General features: G+C 73.8%; 14 protein-coding genes and 1 pseudogene. 6 read left to right on the top strand and 9 right to left on the bottom strand.

Going from position 1 to position 16,273, the window contains the following annotated elements:
* Nucleotides 1-34: 34 nt before the first annotated feature.
* On the top strand, nt 35-997 hold the full coding sequence (locus PO879_RS12095) for a sulfite exporter TauE/SafE family protein (RefSeq protein ID WP_278235141.1): 963 nt from the start codon (nt 35-37) through the stop codon (nt 995-997).
* Nucleotides 994-2,229 (top strand): adenylyl-sulfate kinase, encoded by a 1,236-nt coding sequence (gene cysC, locus PO879_RS12100; protein WP_278235142.1) that lies wholly within the window; start codon nt 994-996, stop codon nt 2,227-2,229. The genes PO879_RS12095 and cysC overlap by 4 nt, the downstream gene beginning before the upstream one ends.
* Here cysC and PO879_RS12105 read toward each other — a convergent pair.
* From PO879_RS12105 to PO879_RS12115, 3 genes are all read right to left on the bottom strand, one after another.
* A complete protein-coding gene (locus tag PO879_RS12105; protein WP_347568600.1) occupies nt 2,220-3,188 on the bottom strand; it encodes an ABC transporter ATP-binding protein in 969 nt (322 codons plus the stop codon). The genes cysC and PO879_RS12105 overlap by 10 nt on opposite strands.
* On the bottom strand, nt 3,181-4,089 hold the full coding sequence (locus tag PO879_RS12110) for an ABC transporter permease (RefSeq protein ID WP_278235143.1): 909 nt from the start codon (nt 4,087-4,089) through the stop codon (nt 3,181-3,183). Before PO879_RS12110 ends, PO879_RS12105 begins: the two co-directional genes overlap by 8 nt.
* 160 nt (nt 4,090-4,249) lie before the next feature.
* Entirely contained in the window at nt 4,250-5,524 is a 1,275-nt protein-coding gene (locus PO879_RS12115; protein ID WP_278235144.1) for a CDP-glycerol glycerophosphotransferase family protein, read from the bottom strand.
* A gap of 165 nt (nt 5,525-5,689) precedes the next feature.
* On the opposite strand from PO879_RS12115, the gene PO879_RS12120 reads away from it, so the two are divergent.
* The gene (locus PO879_RS12120) at nt 5,690-6,703 is read left to right on the top strand and encodes a hypothetical protein (protein WP_278235145.1); all 1,014 of its coding nucleotides are present in this window, start codon (nt 5,690-5,692) and stop codon (nt 6,701-6,703) included.
* Nucleotides 6,700-7,902: a DUF6716 putative glycosyltransferase gene (locus PO879_RS12125; RefSeq protein ID WP_278235146.1), complete on the top strand. Its 1,203-nt coding sequence runs from the start codon at nt 6,700-6,702 to the stop codon at nt 7,900-7,902. The genes PO879_RS12120 and PO879_RS12125 overlap by 4 nt, the downstream gene beginning before the upstream one ends.
* Here PO879_RS12125 and PO879_RS12130 read toward each other — a convergent pair whose 3' ends face one another.
* The 5 genes and pseudogenes from PO879_RS12130 to PO879_RS12150 all read right to left on the bottom strand — a co-directional run.
* On the bottom strand, nt 7,903-8,979 hold the full coding sequence (locus tag PO879_RS12130; RefSeq protein ID WP_278235147.1) for a glycosyltransferase family 2 protein: 1,077 nt from the start codon (nt 8,977-8,979) through the stop codon (nt 7,903-7,905). It abuts the gene before it with no gap.
* Nucleotides 8,972-10,393: a polysialyltransferase family glycosyltransferase gene (locus PO879_RS12135; protein ID WP_278235148.1), complete on the bottom strand. Its 1,422-nt coding sequence runs from the start codon at nt 10,391-10,393 to the stop codon at nt 8,972-8,974. The genes PO879_RS12130 and PO879_RS12135 overlap by 8 nt, the downstream gene beginning before the upstream one ends.
* Nucleotides 10,390-11,361, bottom strand: a complete 972-nt coding sequence (locus tag PO879_RS12140; RefSeq protein WP_278235149.1) for a glycosyltransferase family 2 protein — start codon at nt 11,359-11,361, stop codon at nt 10,390-10,392. Before PO879_RS12140 ends, PO879_RS12135 begins: the two co-directional genes overlap by 4 nt.
* A gap of 31 nt (nt 11,362-11,392) precedes the next feature.
* Complete coding sequence (locus PO879_RS12145; protein WP_278237526.1) at nt 11,393-12,292, bottom strand: N-acetylneuraminate synthase family protein; 900 nt, start codon at nt 12,290-12,292, stop codon at nt 11,393-11,395.
* 72 nt (nt 12,293-12,364) lie between these two features.
* Nucleotides 12,365-13,492 (bottom strand): annotated as a pseudogene (locus tag PO879_RS12150) (acylneuraminate cytidylyltransferase); the annotation flags it as partial.
* Between the two features lie 197 nt (nt 13,493-13,689).
* On the opposite strand from PO879_RS12150, the gene PO879_RS12155 reads away from it, so the two are divergent.
* Together PO879_RS12155 and PO879_RS12160 are read left to right on the top strand one after the other, a co-directional pair.
* Nucleotides 13,690-14,571: a hypothetical protein gene (locus PO879_RS12155; RefSeq protein WP_278235150.1), complete on the top strand. Its 882-nt coding sequence runs from the start codon at nt 13,690-13,692 to the stop codon at nt 14,569-14,571.
* Entirely contained in the window at nt 14,568-15,506 is a 939-nt protein-coding gene (locus tag PO879_RS12160; RefSeq protein ID WP_278235151.1) for a hypothetical protein, read from the top strand. Before PO879_RS12155 ends, PO879_RS12160 begins: the two co-directional genes overlap by 4 nt.
* Here the strand turns inward: PO879_RS12160 and PO879_RS12165 are convergent.
* Nucleotides 15,458-16,234, bottom strand: a complete 777-nt coding sequence (locus PO879_RS12165; RefSeq protein ID WP_278235152.1) for a hypothetical protein — start codon at nt 16,232-16,234, stop codon at nt 15,458-15,460. The two genes, PO879_RS12160 and PO879_RS12165, sit on opposite strands and share 49 nt — an antisense overlap.
* Nucleotides 16,235-16,273 lie beyond the last annotated feature (39 nt).

Below are 16,273 nucleotides of genomic sequence, written 5' to 3' on the forward strand. Positions count from 1 at the left end.
CGGCGAGCACCGTCCGCGGGCCGGAGGGCACGGCGTGATCGACGTCGACCCGGCACTCGTCCTGGGCGGCCTGCTGGTGGGCTTCGTCGTGGGGCTGACCGGCATGGGCGGCGGGGCCCTCATGACACCCATGCTGATCTTCGTGTTCCGGATCGACCCGCTGGTCGCCGTCTCGAGCGACATCGTGGCGAGCCTGTTCATGAAGCCTGCCGGCGCCGTGGTGCACCTGCGGCGCCGGACGGTGAATCTGCGTCTCGTCGCCTGGCTCTGCGTGGGCTCCGTGCCCGCGGCGTTCAGCGGCGTCTTCCTGATCCGCGCCCTGCCGTTCGGCGACTCGCTGGACGAGGCGCTGCGGCTCGTCCTGGGCGTCGCGCTCCTGCTGGCGGCGACCCTGCTGGTCGTTCGCGCGACGATCGGGATGGTGCAGCACCAGCGCGCCCTGGGCGAGGGACCCGTTCGGCCCTCGAACGCGGGCGTGGTGGTCCGCCCGCTGCCCACCGTCGTGCTGGGGCTCGTCGCCGGCCTGCTGGTCGGCATGACCTCCGTCGGGTCCGGGTCGATCGTCATCGTGGCGCTGCTCATGCTCTACCCCGCGCTCAAGGCGTCCAACCTGGTCGGCACGGACCTGGTCCAGGCGGTCCCCCTGGTCGCGGCGGCCGCGGTCGGGCACCTGATGTACGGCGACTTCTCCCTGGACCTGACCACCTCCCTGCTCCTCGGCGCCGTGCCCGGCGCCTGGCTCGGGGCGCACGTCTCGAGCCGCGCCCCCGGCGGACTGATCCGGCGCGCCCTGGCCATCCTTCTCCTGGCCTCCGGGCTCAAGCTCCTGGGGGCACCGCTCGAGATCGTGCTGGCCGCCGCGGTGGTCGCCCTGGTCGGTGGGAACATCGCCTGGGTCGTGGTCCGCGAACGGCTGGCCCGGCACGCCCCACGCACCTCCTCGACGCCGGACCGGGCGTCGACCGCGACGACGAAGGACGACACCGAACGCCCATGAACCTCCCGGACACCACCCACGTCCTGACGCCCGACGAGCTCGACCTGCTCGAGCTCCACCTCGGCGGCGGTACCGCCACGCTCACCCTGCCGGGCGTCGCGCCCGGCAGGCCGGTGACCCTGACCGACGCGGAGAACACGCCGCTGGCGGTCCTCGACGGTTCCCGCGCGAGCGCCGTCAAGCCCGTCGCCCGAGCGGTCGGGCCGCACTGGGACCCGGCCGTGCGCCGCGGGGCCCACGACGTCGCCCACGAGATCCGCCGCGAGGTCGGACCGGAGGCGGACGTCCTCGCGGTCGTCGTCGACGCCGCGCCGACACGCGAGGAGCTGGACGCCGTCGCCGGCCTCGTCGCCGGCGCGGCCGCCGTCCTGGTGCTGGTCCCGGCCGCCCGGCGCGCCCCCGCCCCCGGCGGCCTCGGGGCTCCCGGCCTCGCCCGGGTCGGCACCGTCGTCCACGCGGCCGTCGCCGCGGCATCCGCCGCGCCGGTGCGCACCGTCGTCGTCCCCTGGGCCCCCGACGCCGGCCTGCGGTGGCACGACGTCGCCGCGCGCCACGGCGCCGACCGGGTGGAGCGGCTGTCCGACCACCGCGGCCCGGGCACGACCGAGCGACTGGCACACCTGGACACGCTGTGGTCGCAGGAGGTGGCGGCCCTGTACCCGCAGGACGTGGCACGCGAGGTCGAGGACGCCGCCCGCGGGGCCCGCCGGACGGGCACCGTCGTGTTCTTCACCGGGTTGTCGGGCTCCGGGAAGTCGACCGTCGCGCAGGCGCTCGCCGCCGAGCTCGACGACGAGGGCCGTCACACGACGCTGCTCGACGGCGACGCCGTGCGTCAGCACCTGTCCAGGGGGCTCGGGTTCGACAAGGCCTCGCGGGAGCTGAACGTCGAGCGGATCGGCTACGTGGCCTCGCTGGTGGCCTACCACGGCGGGACCGCCGTCGCGGCGCCGATCGCGCCGTTCGCGTCCTCGCGCGCGCGGGTCCGCGAGATGGCGGAGGCTGCGGGCCGGTTCCTGCTGGTCCACGTCTCGACCCCGCTCGAGGTCTGCGAGGCCCGGGACCGCAAGGGCCTCTACGCCAAGGCGCGGGCCGGGGAGATCCCCGAGTTCACCGGCATCTCCTCGCCCTACGAGGAGCCGACGGACGCCGACCTCGTGATCGACACGTCGGTGACGTCGGTCGAGGACGCCGTGGCGCAGGTGAAGGAGCGGCTCGCCCGTCAGGCCTGAGCGCCGTCGCGGTTCCGTCGGGCGCGGTTGCGGCGTTCGCCGCCGTTGCGGCCCCCCGACCGCGCCTGACGGTTCGCCCGGACAAACTGCCGGTAGGCCTCCGTCACCTGCTCGACCGGGCCGTCCATGACGAGCTGGCCCTGGTGCATCCAGAGCACCCGGGTGCACATCGCCTCGATCGTCGAGATCGAGTGGCTGACCAGGAACACCGTCCCCGCCTGCTGACGCACCTCCGCGATACGGGCCTTGGACCGCGCCTTGAACGCGGCGTCGCCGGTGGCGAGCGCCTCGTCCACCATGAGGATGTCGGGCACGGCGGCCGAGCTGATCGCGAACCGCAGCCGCGCGGCCATGCCCGAGGAGTACGTCTTCATGGGCATGTCGACGAAGTCGCCGATGTCGGCGAAGTCGACGACCTCGTCGAACTTGGCGTCGATCTCCTTGGGGGTCATCCCCAGGGCCAGGCCACCGATCTCGATGTTCTTCGCACCGGTCATCTGCGGCATGAGGGCCGCGTTGACCCCCAGCAGGGCCGGCTCGCCGTCGACGTAGACCGACCCGGAGTGCGGAGGGATGAGCCCGGTGATCGCCCGCAGGAGCGTCGACTTGCCGGAACCGTTGATGCCGACGATCCCGATCGACTCCCCGTGGCGCGCCGTGAACGACACGCCACGCACGGCGTGGACCTCGGAGACGGCGCCGACGTGCTGCCGGCCCGCACCGAGCAGCCGCTTGACGAAGCCCTGCCGCGGCGGCGCGGCCTCCTGCACGTGCAGGCCCTGCTGCCGGGCCTTCTCGCGCTTCTTGCCGCCGAAGACCCGGAACACGACGTGCAGGTCGTCCACGACCAGGCACGGGTCACCGAGCGGGATCGCCTCCGCGTGCTCTCCGGCGTCGTCCGCCTCGTCCTCCATGTCGAAGTCGAGATGGGCGTCCGCCTCGACGACGTCGTCAGTCACGTCCGTACCTCTCCTCACCGCGCCAGAAGATGATGAACCCGGCCACGAAGAACACCACGGCCCAGGCGGCGCCCAGGCCCCACATCAGCGGCTCCTGCACGAAGCTGTCCTCGTTCATCAACGAGGCCCGGCCCAGATACAGGTAGACGGCGATGGGCTGGAACTCCAGGATCGTGCCCATCCAGCCCTGCATCCACTCGGGCAGCTCGCTCACGTAGCGCACGACGGGGAAGATGACTCCCGAGCCGTACATGGCCAGCCGCAGGATGAAGCCGATGACGTTGTCCAGGTCCGGGGTGATCGCGACCAACCGGGCCATGATGAACGCGAGACCCATGTTGAAGACCCACAGCATCGCCACGGCAGGGACGAGCAGCAGCCACTCCCAGGTGATCGGCACGGGCTCGTAGTCGGGCAGCAGGCCCGAGCCCAGGACGATCAGGCACATCACCACCAGCGCCGGGACGAGCGTCGCCAGGTGCGACATGACGTTCGACAGCGGCAGCACCGCGCGGGGGAAGTGCAACGACCGGATCAGGTTCGACCGCTTGGCGATCGACTGCGCCCCGCCGTTGACCGACTGCTCCACGAACCGGAAGAGGAAGACCCCGATGACGATGAAGGCGATCGTGTTGTCGACCCCGCGGCTGACGTTGAGCAGCATCCCGAAGATCAGCACGTAGACCGCGGCGTTGAGGATCGGGTTGAGGACCGCCCAGAGCTGGCCCAGGTAGGTGTTCTGGTTGCGCGCGTAGGCGCTCGCTGTGCCGAGCACGCGGATGAAGGCCCCCCGCCGGGCCACGTCCTTGACGTACGTCCACAACGGCGGGCGCACGCCCATCCTGGTCAGGCCGTGCTCCTCGGCGATCGCACGGCGCTCGGCCGAGGTCGTCGTCGGCACGAGCGGGGGCGGCGGCTCGAGCGGGTCACGTCCCGCCGTTCGACGTTCTGCCGAGGTGGTGCTCGAGGTGGAGTCGGGAGTCACGTGACCTGCAAACCTGTCTTCCGGGGGGTGACGACCGACCGGGCCGGTCTCGTCAATGCTACAGCCGGGACGTCCGTCATCCGTCGTCGCTCGTCCCGCTCGCCGCCGCGATCCTGGCGACCTCGGCGTCCCGGATCCTCATCAGGCGCTCGCAGGCGTCGACGAAACGGCGGGTGGACGCCCCCGGCGTGGTGTCGCCGAGGTAGTGCTCCCGGAGACGCAACCGCTCCTCGCGGGTCGGGTCCTCGCCCAGCTCGCGGTCGACCAGGGCGACGACGCCCTCGACGTCCTCCGGTCGCAGCGACGGAGCGACCTCCTGCAGAGGGCTCGCCGCCACGACAGCGCCGTGGCCGGGCCGCGTCACGACGATCGGCTCGCCGGTCACCAGCCAGTCCATCGCCACCCCGGAGACGTCGCAGACGAGCAGGTCGGCGGCGGCGAACGCCTGCGAGACGTCCCGGTGCACGTCCGTGGCGTGGGGCGGGGCACCGGGCACGGCAGGCTCCGCTGCGAGGAACTCACGGATCTCCCGGTCGGCCTCGCCGTAGCCGGCGTCGCGCACCCCCGTCAGCGGGTGCGGCCGGTAGAGGACCCGGTACCGGCCCGACGCCGTGAGAGCGCGGACCAGGGAGAGCCCCAGGGTCGCCACCGACCCGTACTCGGCCGACGGCTGTCCACCCTCCCAGGTCGGCGCGTACAGGACCGTCGGAACCGGGCCACGGGCCGTCTCGGCACGGAGCCGGAGCTGCTCGTCGAGCTGCGGCCGCCCGACCGGGACGCAGCGAGCCTGCGCGTCGTAGAGCGTGCTGAACCGGTCCATCCGCTCCACCGCGGCGCGGCCCGCGACGAAGGAGAAGTCATAGGCCTTGGTCTGGTTCGAGACGGAGACGAGCTTGTCGCTGTCGCCGTGCATCAGCGAGGCGTGCACGAGGTTCCCGAAGCGCAGGCACGTGAAGTTCTGCGGGTTGTGGTTGACGTAGAGAGCCAGCTTGGTCGGCGAGCGCCCCAGCACGTCGTCGAGGGTCGTGTAGTGGGCCACCGTCCGGACGTCCAGGCCGCTGTCCCTCCGCACGGACCGGGTGGTGCGCGAGTCCTGGGTCACGACGACGACGCGGTGCTCGGCGTCCAGGGCACGCAGCGTGCTGTACCACTGCTCGATCTGGTAGAGGGCGTCGGGCGTGTCCGCGAAGTAGACGAGCACCTCGTAGGGCCACGACGTCCCGAGCAGGTCGGCGTCCTCGCCGAGACCGTCGGGCATCCCTCCCGGGAGCATCCCGAGCCGACGGATCACGGCGCCCCCGAGGGAGCGGAGCCGACGCTTCAGGGTGGCGCCGCGAGGTGTGACGGGCATGGTGCTCCTCGGCGTGCGGGACGGGGGCCGGACCGGACGCAGCATACCGGGCGACGAGTCCCGCCTCGGCGGGCACCTGAGGGTGCGGAGCACGGGCGCCGAACGTTCAGCCGCACGTCACCTGATCGTCCCCGGCCGGTCGCCCCGCCGTGCTGGACTAGTCACATGAGTGCGCTCGTGGAGTCCCCGCTGCAGCTGCTGTGCGCCGTCGAGACGTACGCGTCCGACACGGGCGCCCGGCCGACACGGGTGACCGCACGCGAGGACGTCCCCGCGCTCGCGCGGTCGGTGCGCAGCGTGCAGGGTCTCGGGCTCCCCGATGGTCTCGCGATCGAGACGGGACCGCCCCGGATCGACGTCACGACCGGGGAGACCTGCCTCGTCGGCGACGCCTTCTCGGGGGTCTTCCAGGCGAGCCTGGCGCGAGGCGGCACGCCGGAGCGGATCGTCGTCGTCGACGACGGCCTCGCCACCCTGGAACTGGCGCGACGACTCGTGGACGGGTCGTCGCTCGTGCGGCTCGCCACCCCGACCCGGCCCCTGCGCTACGCCCTGGGCCGCCTCGCGACCCGTCGGCTGCGCAGGCTCGCCCGAGAGGGCCGTGTGACCCTGTCCACCATGCTGCCCCTCGAGCCCGGTCTCCGTGACGACCTCGACGCGCTCGGTGTGGACGTCGTCCGGCACTCGTTCGACTGGCTCGCCTCCCGGGAGCCCCATCGCGGCGCCGACGACTCGATCCAGGAACCGACCGTCGTCGTCGGTTCCGCACTCGTGGCCGACCGCCTCGTCGGCGCAGACCACTATGTCGCCTGGCTCCGTGGGGTCGCCGCCGACGGCCCCGTGCACTACGTGCCCCACCGCAGGCACGACCCGCTCGTGACGGCGTTGTTCCAGCAGCTCCCGGGCGTCACCGTCGCACCGCCCGGCGCAGCCGTGGAGATCCGGCTGCGCAACCTCACCCGCCGTCAACGGGTGGTTGCGCTGCCCTCGACCTCCACCGTGACGCTGACGCGTCTGCTGGTGCCCCGCGGGGTGGCCGTGCTCCCCCACGACGTGCCCGACGAGTGGTGGACGCACCGCGCGGACCCGACGTTGCGCCGGCACCTGGGCACGGCATCGGCGCTCGCTCGCGCCGCGGCCGAGGAAGCACGCTCCACGCAACGGTTCCCGATCCCGTGAAGCCCGTCCGCGTCCTGGCCGTCGCCGACTCCGACTCGTACCTCAAGTGGGCCGCCTGGACCCTCGGCCGCCTGGGGACCACCACCCGCGCGGCGGAGACGCACGTGGTCGTGGTCCGGTCCCCGCTGGCACCCACCCCGGAGCAGTCGGAGGCCGCGGTGGCCGGCACCGGCCCGCGGCCACCCGTGACGCTCGGACCCCGTGCGCTCGGACGGCTGGTGCGCCGCACCGCACCCGACGTCGTCCTCGTGGCCGCCACGGGCCCCGTCGCCGAGCTCGTCGCCCGGCACGTGGTGCGGGCCACCGCGCGCGGTCGGCGCCCGGCCCTGGTGACGGGGCTTCCCGGGATGGCCCTGCCCGCCACCCCGCAGGGCACCGGATGGCGGCGCTGGGCGGACGCGTTCGTCGTGCACGGCCCGCACGAGGTCGCACCGTACGCCCGCGCCTTCGCCGCGCACGGGGCCGCGCCCCGGATCGTGGTCGCCCGCCTGCCCTTCCTGGCCGCGCCGGTCACCGCGGCGCGCGCGGCCTCGGAGCGCGTGCCGGGGGTCCCGCACCGCGTGGTCTTCGCCGCGCAGGCGAAGGTCCCGGCGACCCGCGAGGAGCGGGTCCGCCTCCTCGACGGGCTGGCCCGGCTGACGGACGAGGGCCTCGAGGTGACGGTCAAGCTGCGGGCGCGCGCCGGCGAGCGCCAGACGCACAACGATCCGTTCCCGCTGGACGAGCTCTGGGACGCCGAGCACCGCCGTCTCGGTCGGTCGGCGGACGACCTGTCCTTCGCCGTCGGCCCGATGGCCGACCACCTCACGCCGGGGACGGCCCTGGCGACCGTCAGCTCGACCGCGGCGCTGGAGTCGCTTGCCCGGGGGCTGCCCACGGTGATGGTCGAAGACTTCGGCGTCGGCGTGACGCAGCTCAACGAGGCGTTCGCCGCCTCCGGGTGCCTGCGCCACCTCGACGACGTCGCCGACACCCTCCGCCGCGGCGGTCCCGTCCCCGACCCCTCCTGGTGCGCGGAGGGATACCTGCACGACCGGGACGAGCTGCCCGCGGCGGTCACCGAGCTCGCCGACCGGGCCCGACGCGGGACGCTGAGCACCCCGCGCACGGCCCCGTGGTCCTGGCCGCGGCACCTGTGGGTGGTCGGGCGCAGCGCGCTGCCCACCGCCGTGTCCGCGCGGCTGCGCCGGCGTCCCTAGTCAGGCCCGGTGGTCGGCCGCGGCGCGCGCCGTGAGACCGCGGACGAACCCGGCCCCCCAGCACAGGTGCATCGTCGCCAGCACGGCGGGCAGCGCCAGCGCCGAGCGCAGCGGGAGCCGCGGTCGGCGGGTGGCCGCGTGCATGGTGGCCACCAGGACGCCGAGCACGTACGTCAGCGGCACCACGGCCCCGGACGCGACCAGCACCGGCGACGCCGTCACGAGCCCGACCGTCCCGAGCAGCACCGACAGTCCCAGCGCCAGCACGACGGCGGGCGGGGCCAGGTAGCGCACCCCCGCCGTGGACGGGTCTCGGCGGACCACCTCACGACGCCACATCCCGGTGCGCCAGAACTGCTTGGCCACGGCCCGCAGCGTGCGCCGCGGCCGGTACTCCACGACCAGCGAGGGGTCGAACCACAGCAGTCCGCCCGCCCGGCGCAGCCGGAGGCACAGGTCCCAGTCCTCGGCGCGGAACAGCGTCGGGTCGTAGCCGCCGACCCGACGCACCGCGGCGCGTCGGAAGGCCCCCAGGTAGACGGTCTCGGCCGGCCCCGGTTCGCCCCCGACGTGGAACGAGGCCGCGCCGATGCCCGCCGGGTGGCTCATCGCCCGGGCCACGGCCTCCTGGACGGTGCCGGTGCCCACGGGCCGCATCACGCCTCCGACGCCGACCGCACCGGTCCGGCGCAGCAGCTCGACGCACCGTCGCACGTAGCCGGGCGGCAGCTCGGTGTGCCCGTCGACGCGGAGGATCACGGGGTGGTCGGTGCACTCCTCGGCGTGGTCGATCGCCAGGTTGAGCCCGATCGAGCGTGACCCGGTCGGGTTGTCCAGCACGACCACGCGGTCGTCGTCCGCGGCGAGGCGCGCGGCGATCTCGGCGGTCGCGTCGTGCGACGGTCCGACGGCGACGACGAGCACGAGGTCGCCGTCGTGGTCCTGCTCGAGCACGGACCGGGCCGCGGCCTCGAGATAGGTCTCCTCGTCCCGGACGCAGGCGACCACGGTCACGCCGCAACGTTCCGGCACCGCCTCGCTGTGACGGAGGACCTCGGCCAGGTCGGCGTCACCCACCGGAGCTCACCGTCGCCTTCGCGACGCCGACGGCCGCCCGCAGGTCCTCGCCCCCGCCGGGGAGACGCGAGGCCGCCAGTCGCCGCAGTCGTCCCCCGAGCAGCCGTCGGTCGACGGCGTCGGCCGCCGTGACGAGCCGCGTCGACCGCCACCACGGCACCGGGAACCCGCCCGGCAGGCCGAGCGCCGTCAGACGCTTGCGGCGGAACCACGACCGCAGCTCGGCGTCGTCCAGCTCGCGAAGGAGCGCCGCGGTCTCGTCCCGGAACCGGGCCAGACGCTCGGGCTGCTGGCAGTAGGACATCGCCCGCACCAGCCGCTGCATCTGCGCGGGATCCTCCCAGCGGTCGTCGCCGCACGCCTGGGCGTCGACGACCACCGCCGGGACGCGGTTGGAGTTGGAGTACGGGTCGAGCCGCTCCAGCAGCATCCGCGTGCCGACGCCGGCCGTGGGCACGTCGTAGAGGGCGCGGGCGGTGGCCAGCGCCGTCGAGAAGCAGGAGACCACCAGCCCGGGAGGCGACTCGGCGAACGTCGACTCCGCGAGCACGGCCGCCGGGGCCACCGTCAGGTCGACACCGCGCGACGCCGCGTGCTCGACGAGCTCGCCGGTCCCCTGGCGGGGAGCCGAGGGGTGCGGCTTGAGCAGCACGTGGGTGAAACCGCGCTCGGCGGCGGTGTCCACCATCTGCCGGTGCAGCCGGTCCTCCTCGGCCGGCGTGAGCAGCCCGATCGCCGCCATGTACTGCCCCAGGACGAGCGCGTAGGAGCCGGCCGGCGGCAACGTGGCCGTGGCCGCGGCCCCGGCCCGCTCGGCGGCGTCGGTCAGGGCCGCGACGACCTTGCGGAACGACTCGCCGGGCACCACGACGCCGGGGACGTCCCACTCCGCGAGCAGCGTCGGCCGGACACCCGGCAGCAGGTCGGGGTGCAGCACGCGCTCGACGCGGCCGCCGACGTCGTGGCCCAGACCGAACCGGGTCGGCCCGTAGACCATGAGGCCGTCGGCGTACACCGTGACGGCCGCGGAGGCGAAGATCGACACGAGCGCGCCCGTCGGCGGGGTCGCCACGGACTCGCCGACGAGCTCCACGGGTGCGTCGCCGAGGTCCCACCGCTGGCGCAGCAGCCGTTCCCACAGCGGGGCGTCGGCGGCGCGCGGCCTCCACTCCTTGGGGTGGTAGGGGGCGACGACGTCGTTCCACGTCACGACGTCGTCGAACCGGTCGGCCAGCGCCGAGAACGCCGGACCCGCCGTGAAGTCGTCGGACGTCTCGGGTGCGGGCACGTTGTGCTGCACCACCAGCAGCGTCCGGTCCCGCCGGGGCAGCACGCCGGCGTCCCACGCCGCCACGACCGTGGCCGCGCCGAACAGCGTCGAGGCGGTGACCACCTGCGTCGGTCCCGTGCTCACAGCGAGACCCCCTCCTTCCGGATCGCCCGGGCCCGCTCGGGACCGATCCCGGCGACCTGCTGGGCGACGACGCCGCGGTCGAAGCGGGCCAGGAGCTGGCCGGCACGTGCGGTCATCGCTCTCCAGACCTCGTCACCGTACGACGCGCGGCGCTTGACGTGGTGGTGCAGCACGGCCAGGACGTCCCGGACAACCTTGGGCTCGTACTCGGTCCGGCCCTCCCGGCGCAGCCGGTCGACCACCGTGTCGTAGGCCTCGAGGAACCCGAGCTGACGGGCGTCCCCGATGTCGGTCAGCGACCCCTCCACGGCACGCCGGTAGACGTAGCCGGGCGCGTCGACGACGGTGTAGCTGCGGGTACCCAGCAGCAGCCGCCACGCCCACTCGCGGTCCTCCGCCGTGGGCAGCCGTTCGTCGAAGACGGCGAGACCCTCGTCCACCACGCGGCGCGCGAGCATCCGCGAGGAGACCTGGACGTAGTTCACCATCGTGGACCGCGACGTCGGCATGATGCCGGACCGCGGGTCGAGGACGACGTGCCGGCGGGGCTCCGGGGCACGGACCAGCCGGCGGTTGTTGCCGTAGGCCTGCACCTGGTCCGACACGAGGAAGTCGACGTCGTGACGCTCGGCCGCACGCAGCATCGCGGCCAGGTGGCCCGGGAAGTACCAGTCGTCGGGGTCGAGGAACGTGATCCACCGTCCCGTGGCCTCGCGGACGCCCCGGTTGCGCGCCGCCGAGACGCCCTGCGGCGTCGCGTGGTGGACCCGGCGCAGCGCGGGGAACCTCGGCTCGGCCGCGTCCAGCACCTCGGCGGTCGTGTCCGTCGACCCGTCGTCGACCACGACCACCTCGAGGCGTGACAGGTCGACCTGCTGGCGCTCCAGGCTGCCCAGGGCGTCGGGCAGGTGCCCGCCGGCGTCCCGCGCGGGGACGACGACGGACACCTCGGGTCGTGCGTCGGTCATCCGGTCCGCGACCTCCCCTTCGGTCAAGTACTCAGCCCTCGACGCGGCGCAGGCGCGACATCGGGGCCATCTCGCCGGGCATCACGCGCTTCTCGCCGTCGCCGAGCGCGTCCTGCAGGATGCGGATGTCGCGGACCAGGTTGTTCAGGCCCTTCGGCTCCACCGAGGCGGCGTGGTCCGAGCCCCACATGGCCCGGTCCAGGGTGATGTGCCGCTCGACCGCGACGGCACCCAGGGCGACCGCACCGAGCGAGATCTGCAGGCCCGTCTCGTGGCCCGAGTAGCCGACGGGCACCCCGTAGCGCTCGCGCAGCGTGGCGATCGTGCGCAGGTTGGCCTCCTCCGGCGGGAGGGGGTAGGTCGACGTCGCGTGCAGCATGACCAGACCGTCGGTGCCGAGGATCTCCACGGCGGCGTCGATCTGCTCGAGGGTCGACATCCCGGTCGACAGGATCAGCGGCTTGCCCGTCTCGGCCAGCGCGCGCAGCAGCTCGTGGTCGGTGACCGAGGCCGAGGCGATCTTGTGGGTGGGCACCCCGAACTCCTCGAGGAACGCGACGGAGGGGACGTCCCACGGGGAGGCGAACCACTGGATGCCCTGGGCCTTGGCGTACTGGTCGATCTCGGTGTACTCGTCGCGCTCGAACTCGACCTTGTACTTGTACTCCAGGTAGGTCATCTCGCCCCAGGGGGTCTGGCGGATCTTGTCCCGCTGGTCCTTGGGGGTGGAGATCTCCGGGGTGCGCTTCTGGAACTTGACGGCCTGGCAGCCGGCGGCCGCGGCGACGTCGATGAGCTGCTTGGCGATCTCGACGTCGCCGTTGTGGTTGATCCCGATCTCGCCGATCACGTAGACGGGCCGGCCGGCACCGACCAGGTGCTCGCCGATGTGGACCGGCTGGGGCTCGGCGGTGGCAGTCGTGGCGGTCATGACGGGGTCCTTCCGATGGGTGATGACGATCTGGTCGCAGATCTCGCGCACGGCACCGTGGCCGCCGCGAGCTGCCGTGACGACCCGCGCGGCGGCGAGGACGTCGGGGTGGGCGTCGGCGACGGCCACGGGCCAGCCGACGACGCGCAGGGCGGGGAGGTCGTTGACGTCGTTGCCGACGTAGACGGTGCGGTCGAGGTCGACGCCGCGCGCGACGCACCACTCGCGCAGGGCCGTGGCCTTGTCGTCGACGCCCTGCAGGACCTCGACGCCGAGCTTGCGCGCCCGGGCGGTGACCACCGGGTTGCGCTCCTTGGACAGGACGAGGATCGGCAGGCCCGCGTCGCGCAGGCGGCCGACGCCGAGGCCGTCGCCGCGGTGGACCCGCACCGACTCCACGCCGTCGGAGTCGACGAGGACGCCGTCGTCGGTGTGCACGCCGTCGAAGTCGGTCACGAGGGCGTCGACGTCCAGCGGCACCGGCGCCCGGCCGGGCTCGGGCCGTGTCTCGGTGCCGTCGGCCGGCTGGTCCAGCAGCGTGCGGGCCAGCCACAGGTCGCGGGGCTCGTCGATCTCGACCGCCCACTCGGGCGCGACGGGCTGCAGCCCCACCGAACCGAAGAACCGCGTCCCGGCGGTCCGCAGGCCCGCGGTGCGCATGACGTAGAACGCGCCGGTCTCGCGGAAGTGGGGAGCACGGTCCTGGCGGCGGGGCCGGTGGTCGGTGGTGTGCCCCACCGGGACGGGCCCGTCGACGTCCAGGCGCCACTGGAAGTCGTGCGTCGGGGACACGGCCACGACCACGTCGTGGTCGCCGGCGAGCACCTGGCCCACGGCGGCGTCGAGCTCGGCGGGGTCCACGAACGGGCTGGTCGCCTGCAGCAGCACGGTGACCGCGGGCTCGGGCCGCCCCTGGGCGGCGAGCTCGTCGAGCACGTGCAGCACGGCCGACTCCGAGCTGGCCGTCGCCCCGGACAGGTCGGCCGGTCGCTCGACGACGCGCGCTCCGTGCTCGACGGCCTCGCGGGCGATCTCGTCGTGGTCGGTGGAGACGACGACGTCGGTCACCGAGGCGGCGGCCGCCGCGGCGCGCGTCGCGCGGGCCACCAGCGAGGTGCCGCCCACACGCTGCAGGTTCTTCAGCGGCACGCCGGCGGACCCACCACGGGCGGGGATCACGACGAGCACGGATTCGGTCATGACGGAGACCTTAGGCGTGCCCGGCGGCGGGCCCGCCCATTTCCTGAGAACTGTCGACGAACATCGGGTTGCCTCGCGGTGAACATTGCGAAAGCCTCGGTCCCATTTTCCCGTCGGACCCCGAGAATGTCATTTCTGGCGCGCCACGGGGACTAACGTTCCCGACATCGACCCTTCGTGAACAGGAGCAGACGACGATGCCGGAGGCGAATCCGGAACGGGCCACGACCCCGCCGACGGTGGCCGTCCATCTCGGCGCCCACGGGCCGACGGCGCGGGCCGTCCGGGACTGGTGCGGCAGCCACCGCGACGACCTGCGCCGACGGCGTGTGGTCGCGCGCACGACCTGGTCGGGGCTGCGCGACGCCGTCCCCGCGCTGGACTGGCGGTCCGACCGCAGCCGTCGGCAGCTGCGCGAGTACCTCACGGGCCGCGGACCGGTGCTGTTCTCCTCCCACGCGCCGCTGGGCCCCGCCTACCGGCACACCGGGGGGCCGCTGTACCCCACGGCGCCGGCCGGGGTCGACGGCGTGGCCGCGGCCCTCGCGGACGTGCCGTGGACCCTGCACCTGACCATCGGCGGCCACGCCGAGACGGTCGTCGAGTCCTGGGTCGCCGCCGTCCGCGGCGGGCACCGTGTGTCGTTCGAGGACTTCCTGCGGGCCACCGCGGAGGGCTCCTGGGTGCCGCTGGTCGAGCACCTGGTGCGGGTCGCGGGCTCCGACCGTGTCACGGTGCACGACGCCGCCGCGGCCGCGGCGTCCGGCCGCCCCGACGCCGGACCCGCGGTCCTCGCCGCGGCCCTGGGCCAGCTGCTGGGCGAGCCCACCACGCTGGGGTCCGACGCCGCGTCGGCGCCGGAGCGGCACTGGTCCGCACGTCAGGTCGAGGTCGCCCTCACCGCGCTGCCCCACCTGCGCTCGTGGGACGAACGGCGGGCCCTGCGCGGCTTCGTCGACCGGACCGTCGACACCGACGGCGAGCCCGTCCGGCCGCTGACGGGAGCGCAGCGGGAGCGACTGGCCGCTCGGGACGCGGACGACCGTGCCCGCCTGAGCACGCTGGTGGAGGTCCGATGAACCTGCTCGACCGCGCCGCCGCCCTCCTGCGGCGACGGCCCGCACCCGACGACCGGCGGATCGTCCTGCACCTCGGCTCGCAGAAGACGGGAACCACCGCCGTGCAGGCGTGGTGCCGCGACCACGCCGCGGAGCTGCTGCGCGCCGGGGTGGTCGCTCGCACCACGCAGCCGGAGATCCGCGCCGCGCTGGGCGGCTGGTACGACACGTCCCGACAGGGGGCGGACGAGATGCTGCGGAGCTTCCTGGAGTCGGCCTGGACGTCCAGCGGCGCGCCCGGACTGTTCTACTCGTGCGAGTCCAACGTCGGCCCGGCGTTCACCCCCCAGGACGCGACGCTGTACCCGAAGCTCGCCGGGGCCGTCGCCGGGATCGCCCGGGCGACCGAGGGCGTCGAGCGGCACGTGCAGTTCACCGTCCGCAGCTACGGGGACTTCCTCGAGTCGGCCTACCAGCAGCAGCTCAAGCACGGGCAGCCGGTGCGGTTCGACGAGCTCGTGCAGCGGGTCGGCGCCGGCGTCTCGTGGCGGGACGTCGTGACCCGGCTGGTGGAGACGTTCGGCGCCGACCACGTCACCGTCTACGACTACGAGCGGTCCAGGACCGCCCCGGAGCGACCGCTGGTGGGACAGGTCCTGACCGACGCCCTGGCGCACCTCGGCGCCCGCGGGGTGCAGGTCGGCGACGATGTGTCCCGCCGGACCAACACCCGCTACACCCAGCGCATGGCCGACCTGTCGGTCGACGTCCTGCCGCTGCTGACCGACGCCGACGAGCGCGCCGCGCTCCACCGGTTCGTCACGGACGCGCTCGGCCGACGTCCCGCCGTCGACGACGTCCCGGCGTCCTTCCTCGACGCCGGGACCGCCGCACGCCTGGCCGACCGCTACGCCGAGGACGTGGAGTGGATCGCGTCGGTGGTCGAGCTGCGATGACCCTCGCCGTAGCCGAAGACCTCCGTCAGCAGCCGCTCGCGGGCCGCCACGCGGTCGCGCACGTCGGCCGGCAGGTCGAACCCGGACCCGGCGTCCAGCCGGGCGGAGGTGTTCAGCCGATGCTGGGCCCGCACGGCCGTCAGCGCCGCCTCGCGCGACGGACGCCAGGCCAGCTCCTCGCGCAGCACCAGCGACTCGAGGTCCTCGGGCAGCGTCTCGTTGCGCAGGACCACGTCCACGACGCTGTGCCGGCGGAAGGCCTCGACGAACTCCTGGGCGGAACCGACGTCGCGCATCCACCGGTCCGGACGCGGTGCGGACAACCGGGCCACCCGGTACGAGAGCAGACCCGTGTGCTCGGCCACGCCGCGGCGCTCGTAGCTCGGCGGGTTCAGCGCGGACGCGTGGGCCGGGTCCAGCACGACGTCGATCCAGCGCGCGAACCCGTCGGAGGTGCCGTCGTACAGGTGACCGAAGCCGGCGTCGCGCAGGCTGCCCGACAGCCCGCCCTTGCGCTGGCACCCGTAGGAGTACAGCGACAGGTACGTGTCCAGCGGGTCCCGCACCGACAGCACGTGGAGCCGGCCCTGCGGCGGCCGGTCCTCCATCTCGTGGTGCTTGCGGCACCAGACCTCGTCGTCGTCGAGGAAGTCCCGCAGGAATTGCGAGACATAGGTCGAGCCGGACTTCTCGACGTCGAGATAAGCCAGGGTGTGAAAGACGTGCACAAGAGCTCCGCAAGGTCGAGAGATGGCGACGACGGTACC

Source organism: Isoptericola sp. AK164 (assembly GCF_029643425.1).
GTDB classification, from domain to species: Bacteria; Actinomycetota; Actinomycetes; order Actinomycetales; family Cellulomonadaceae; genus Isoptericola; species Isoptericola haloaureus.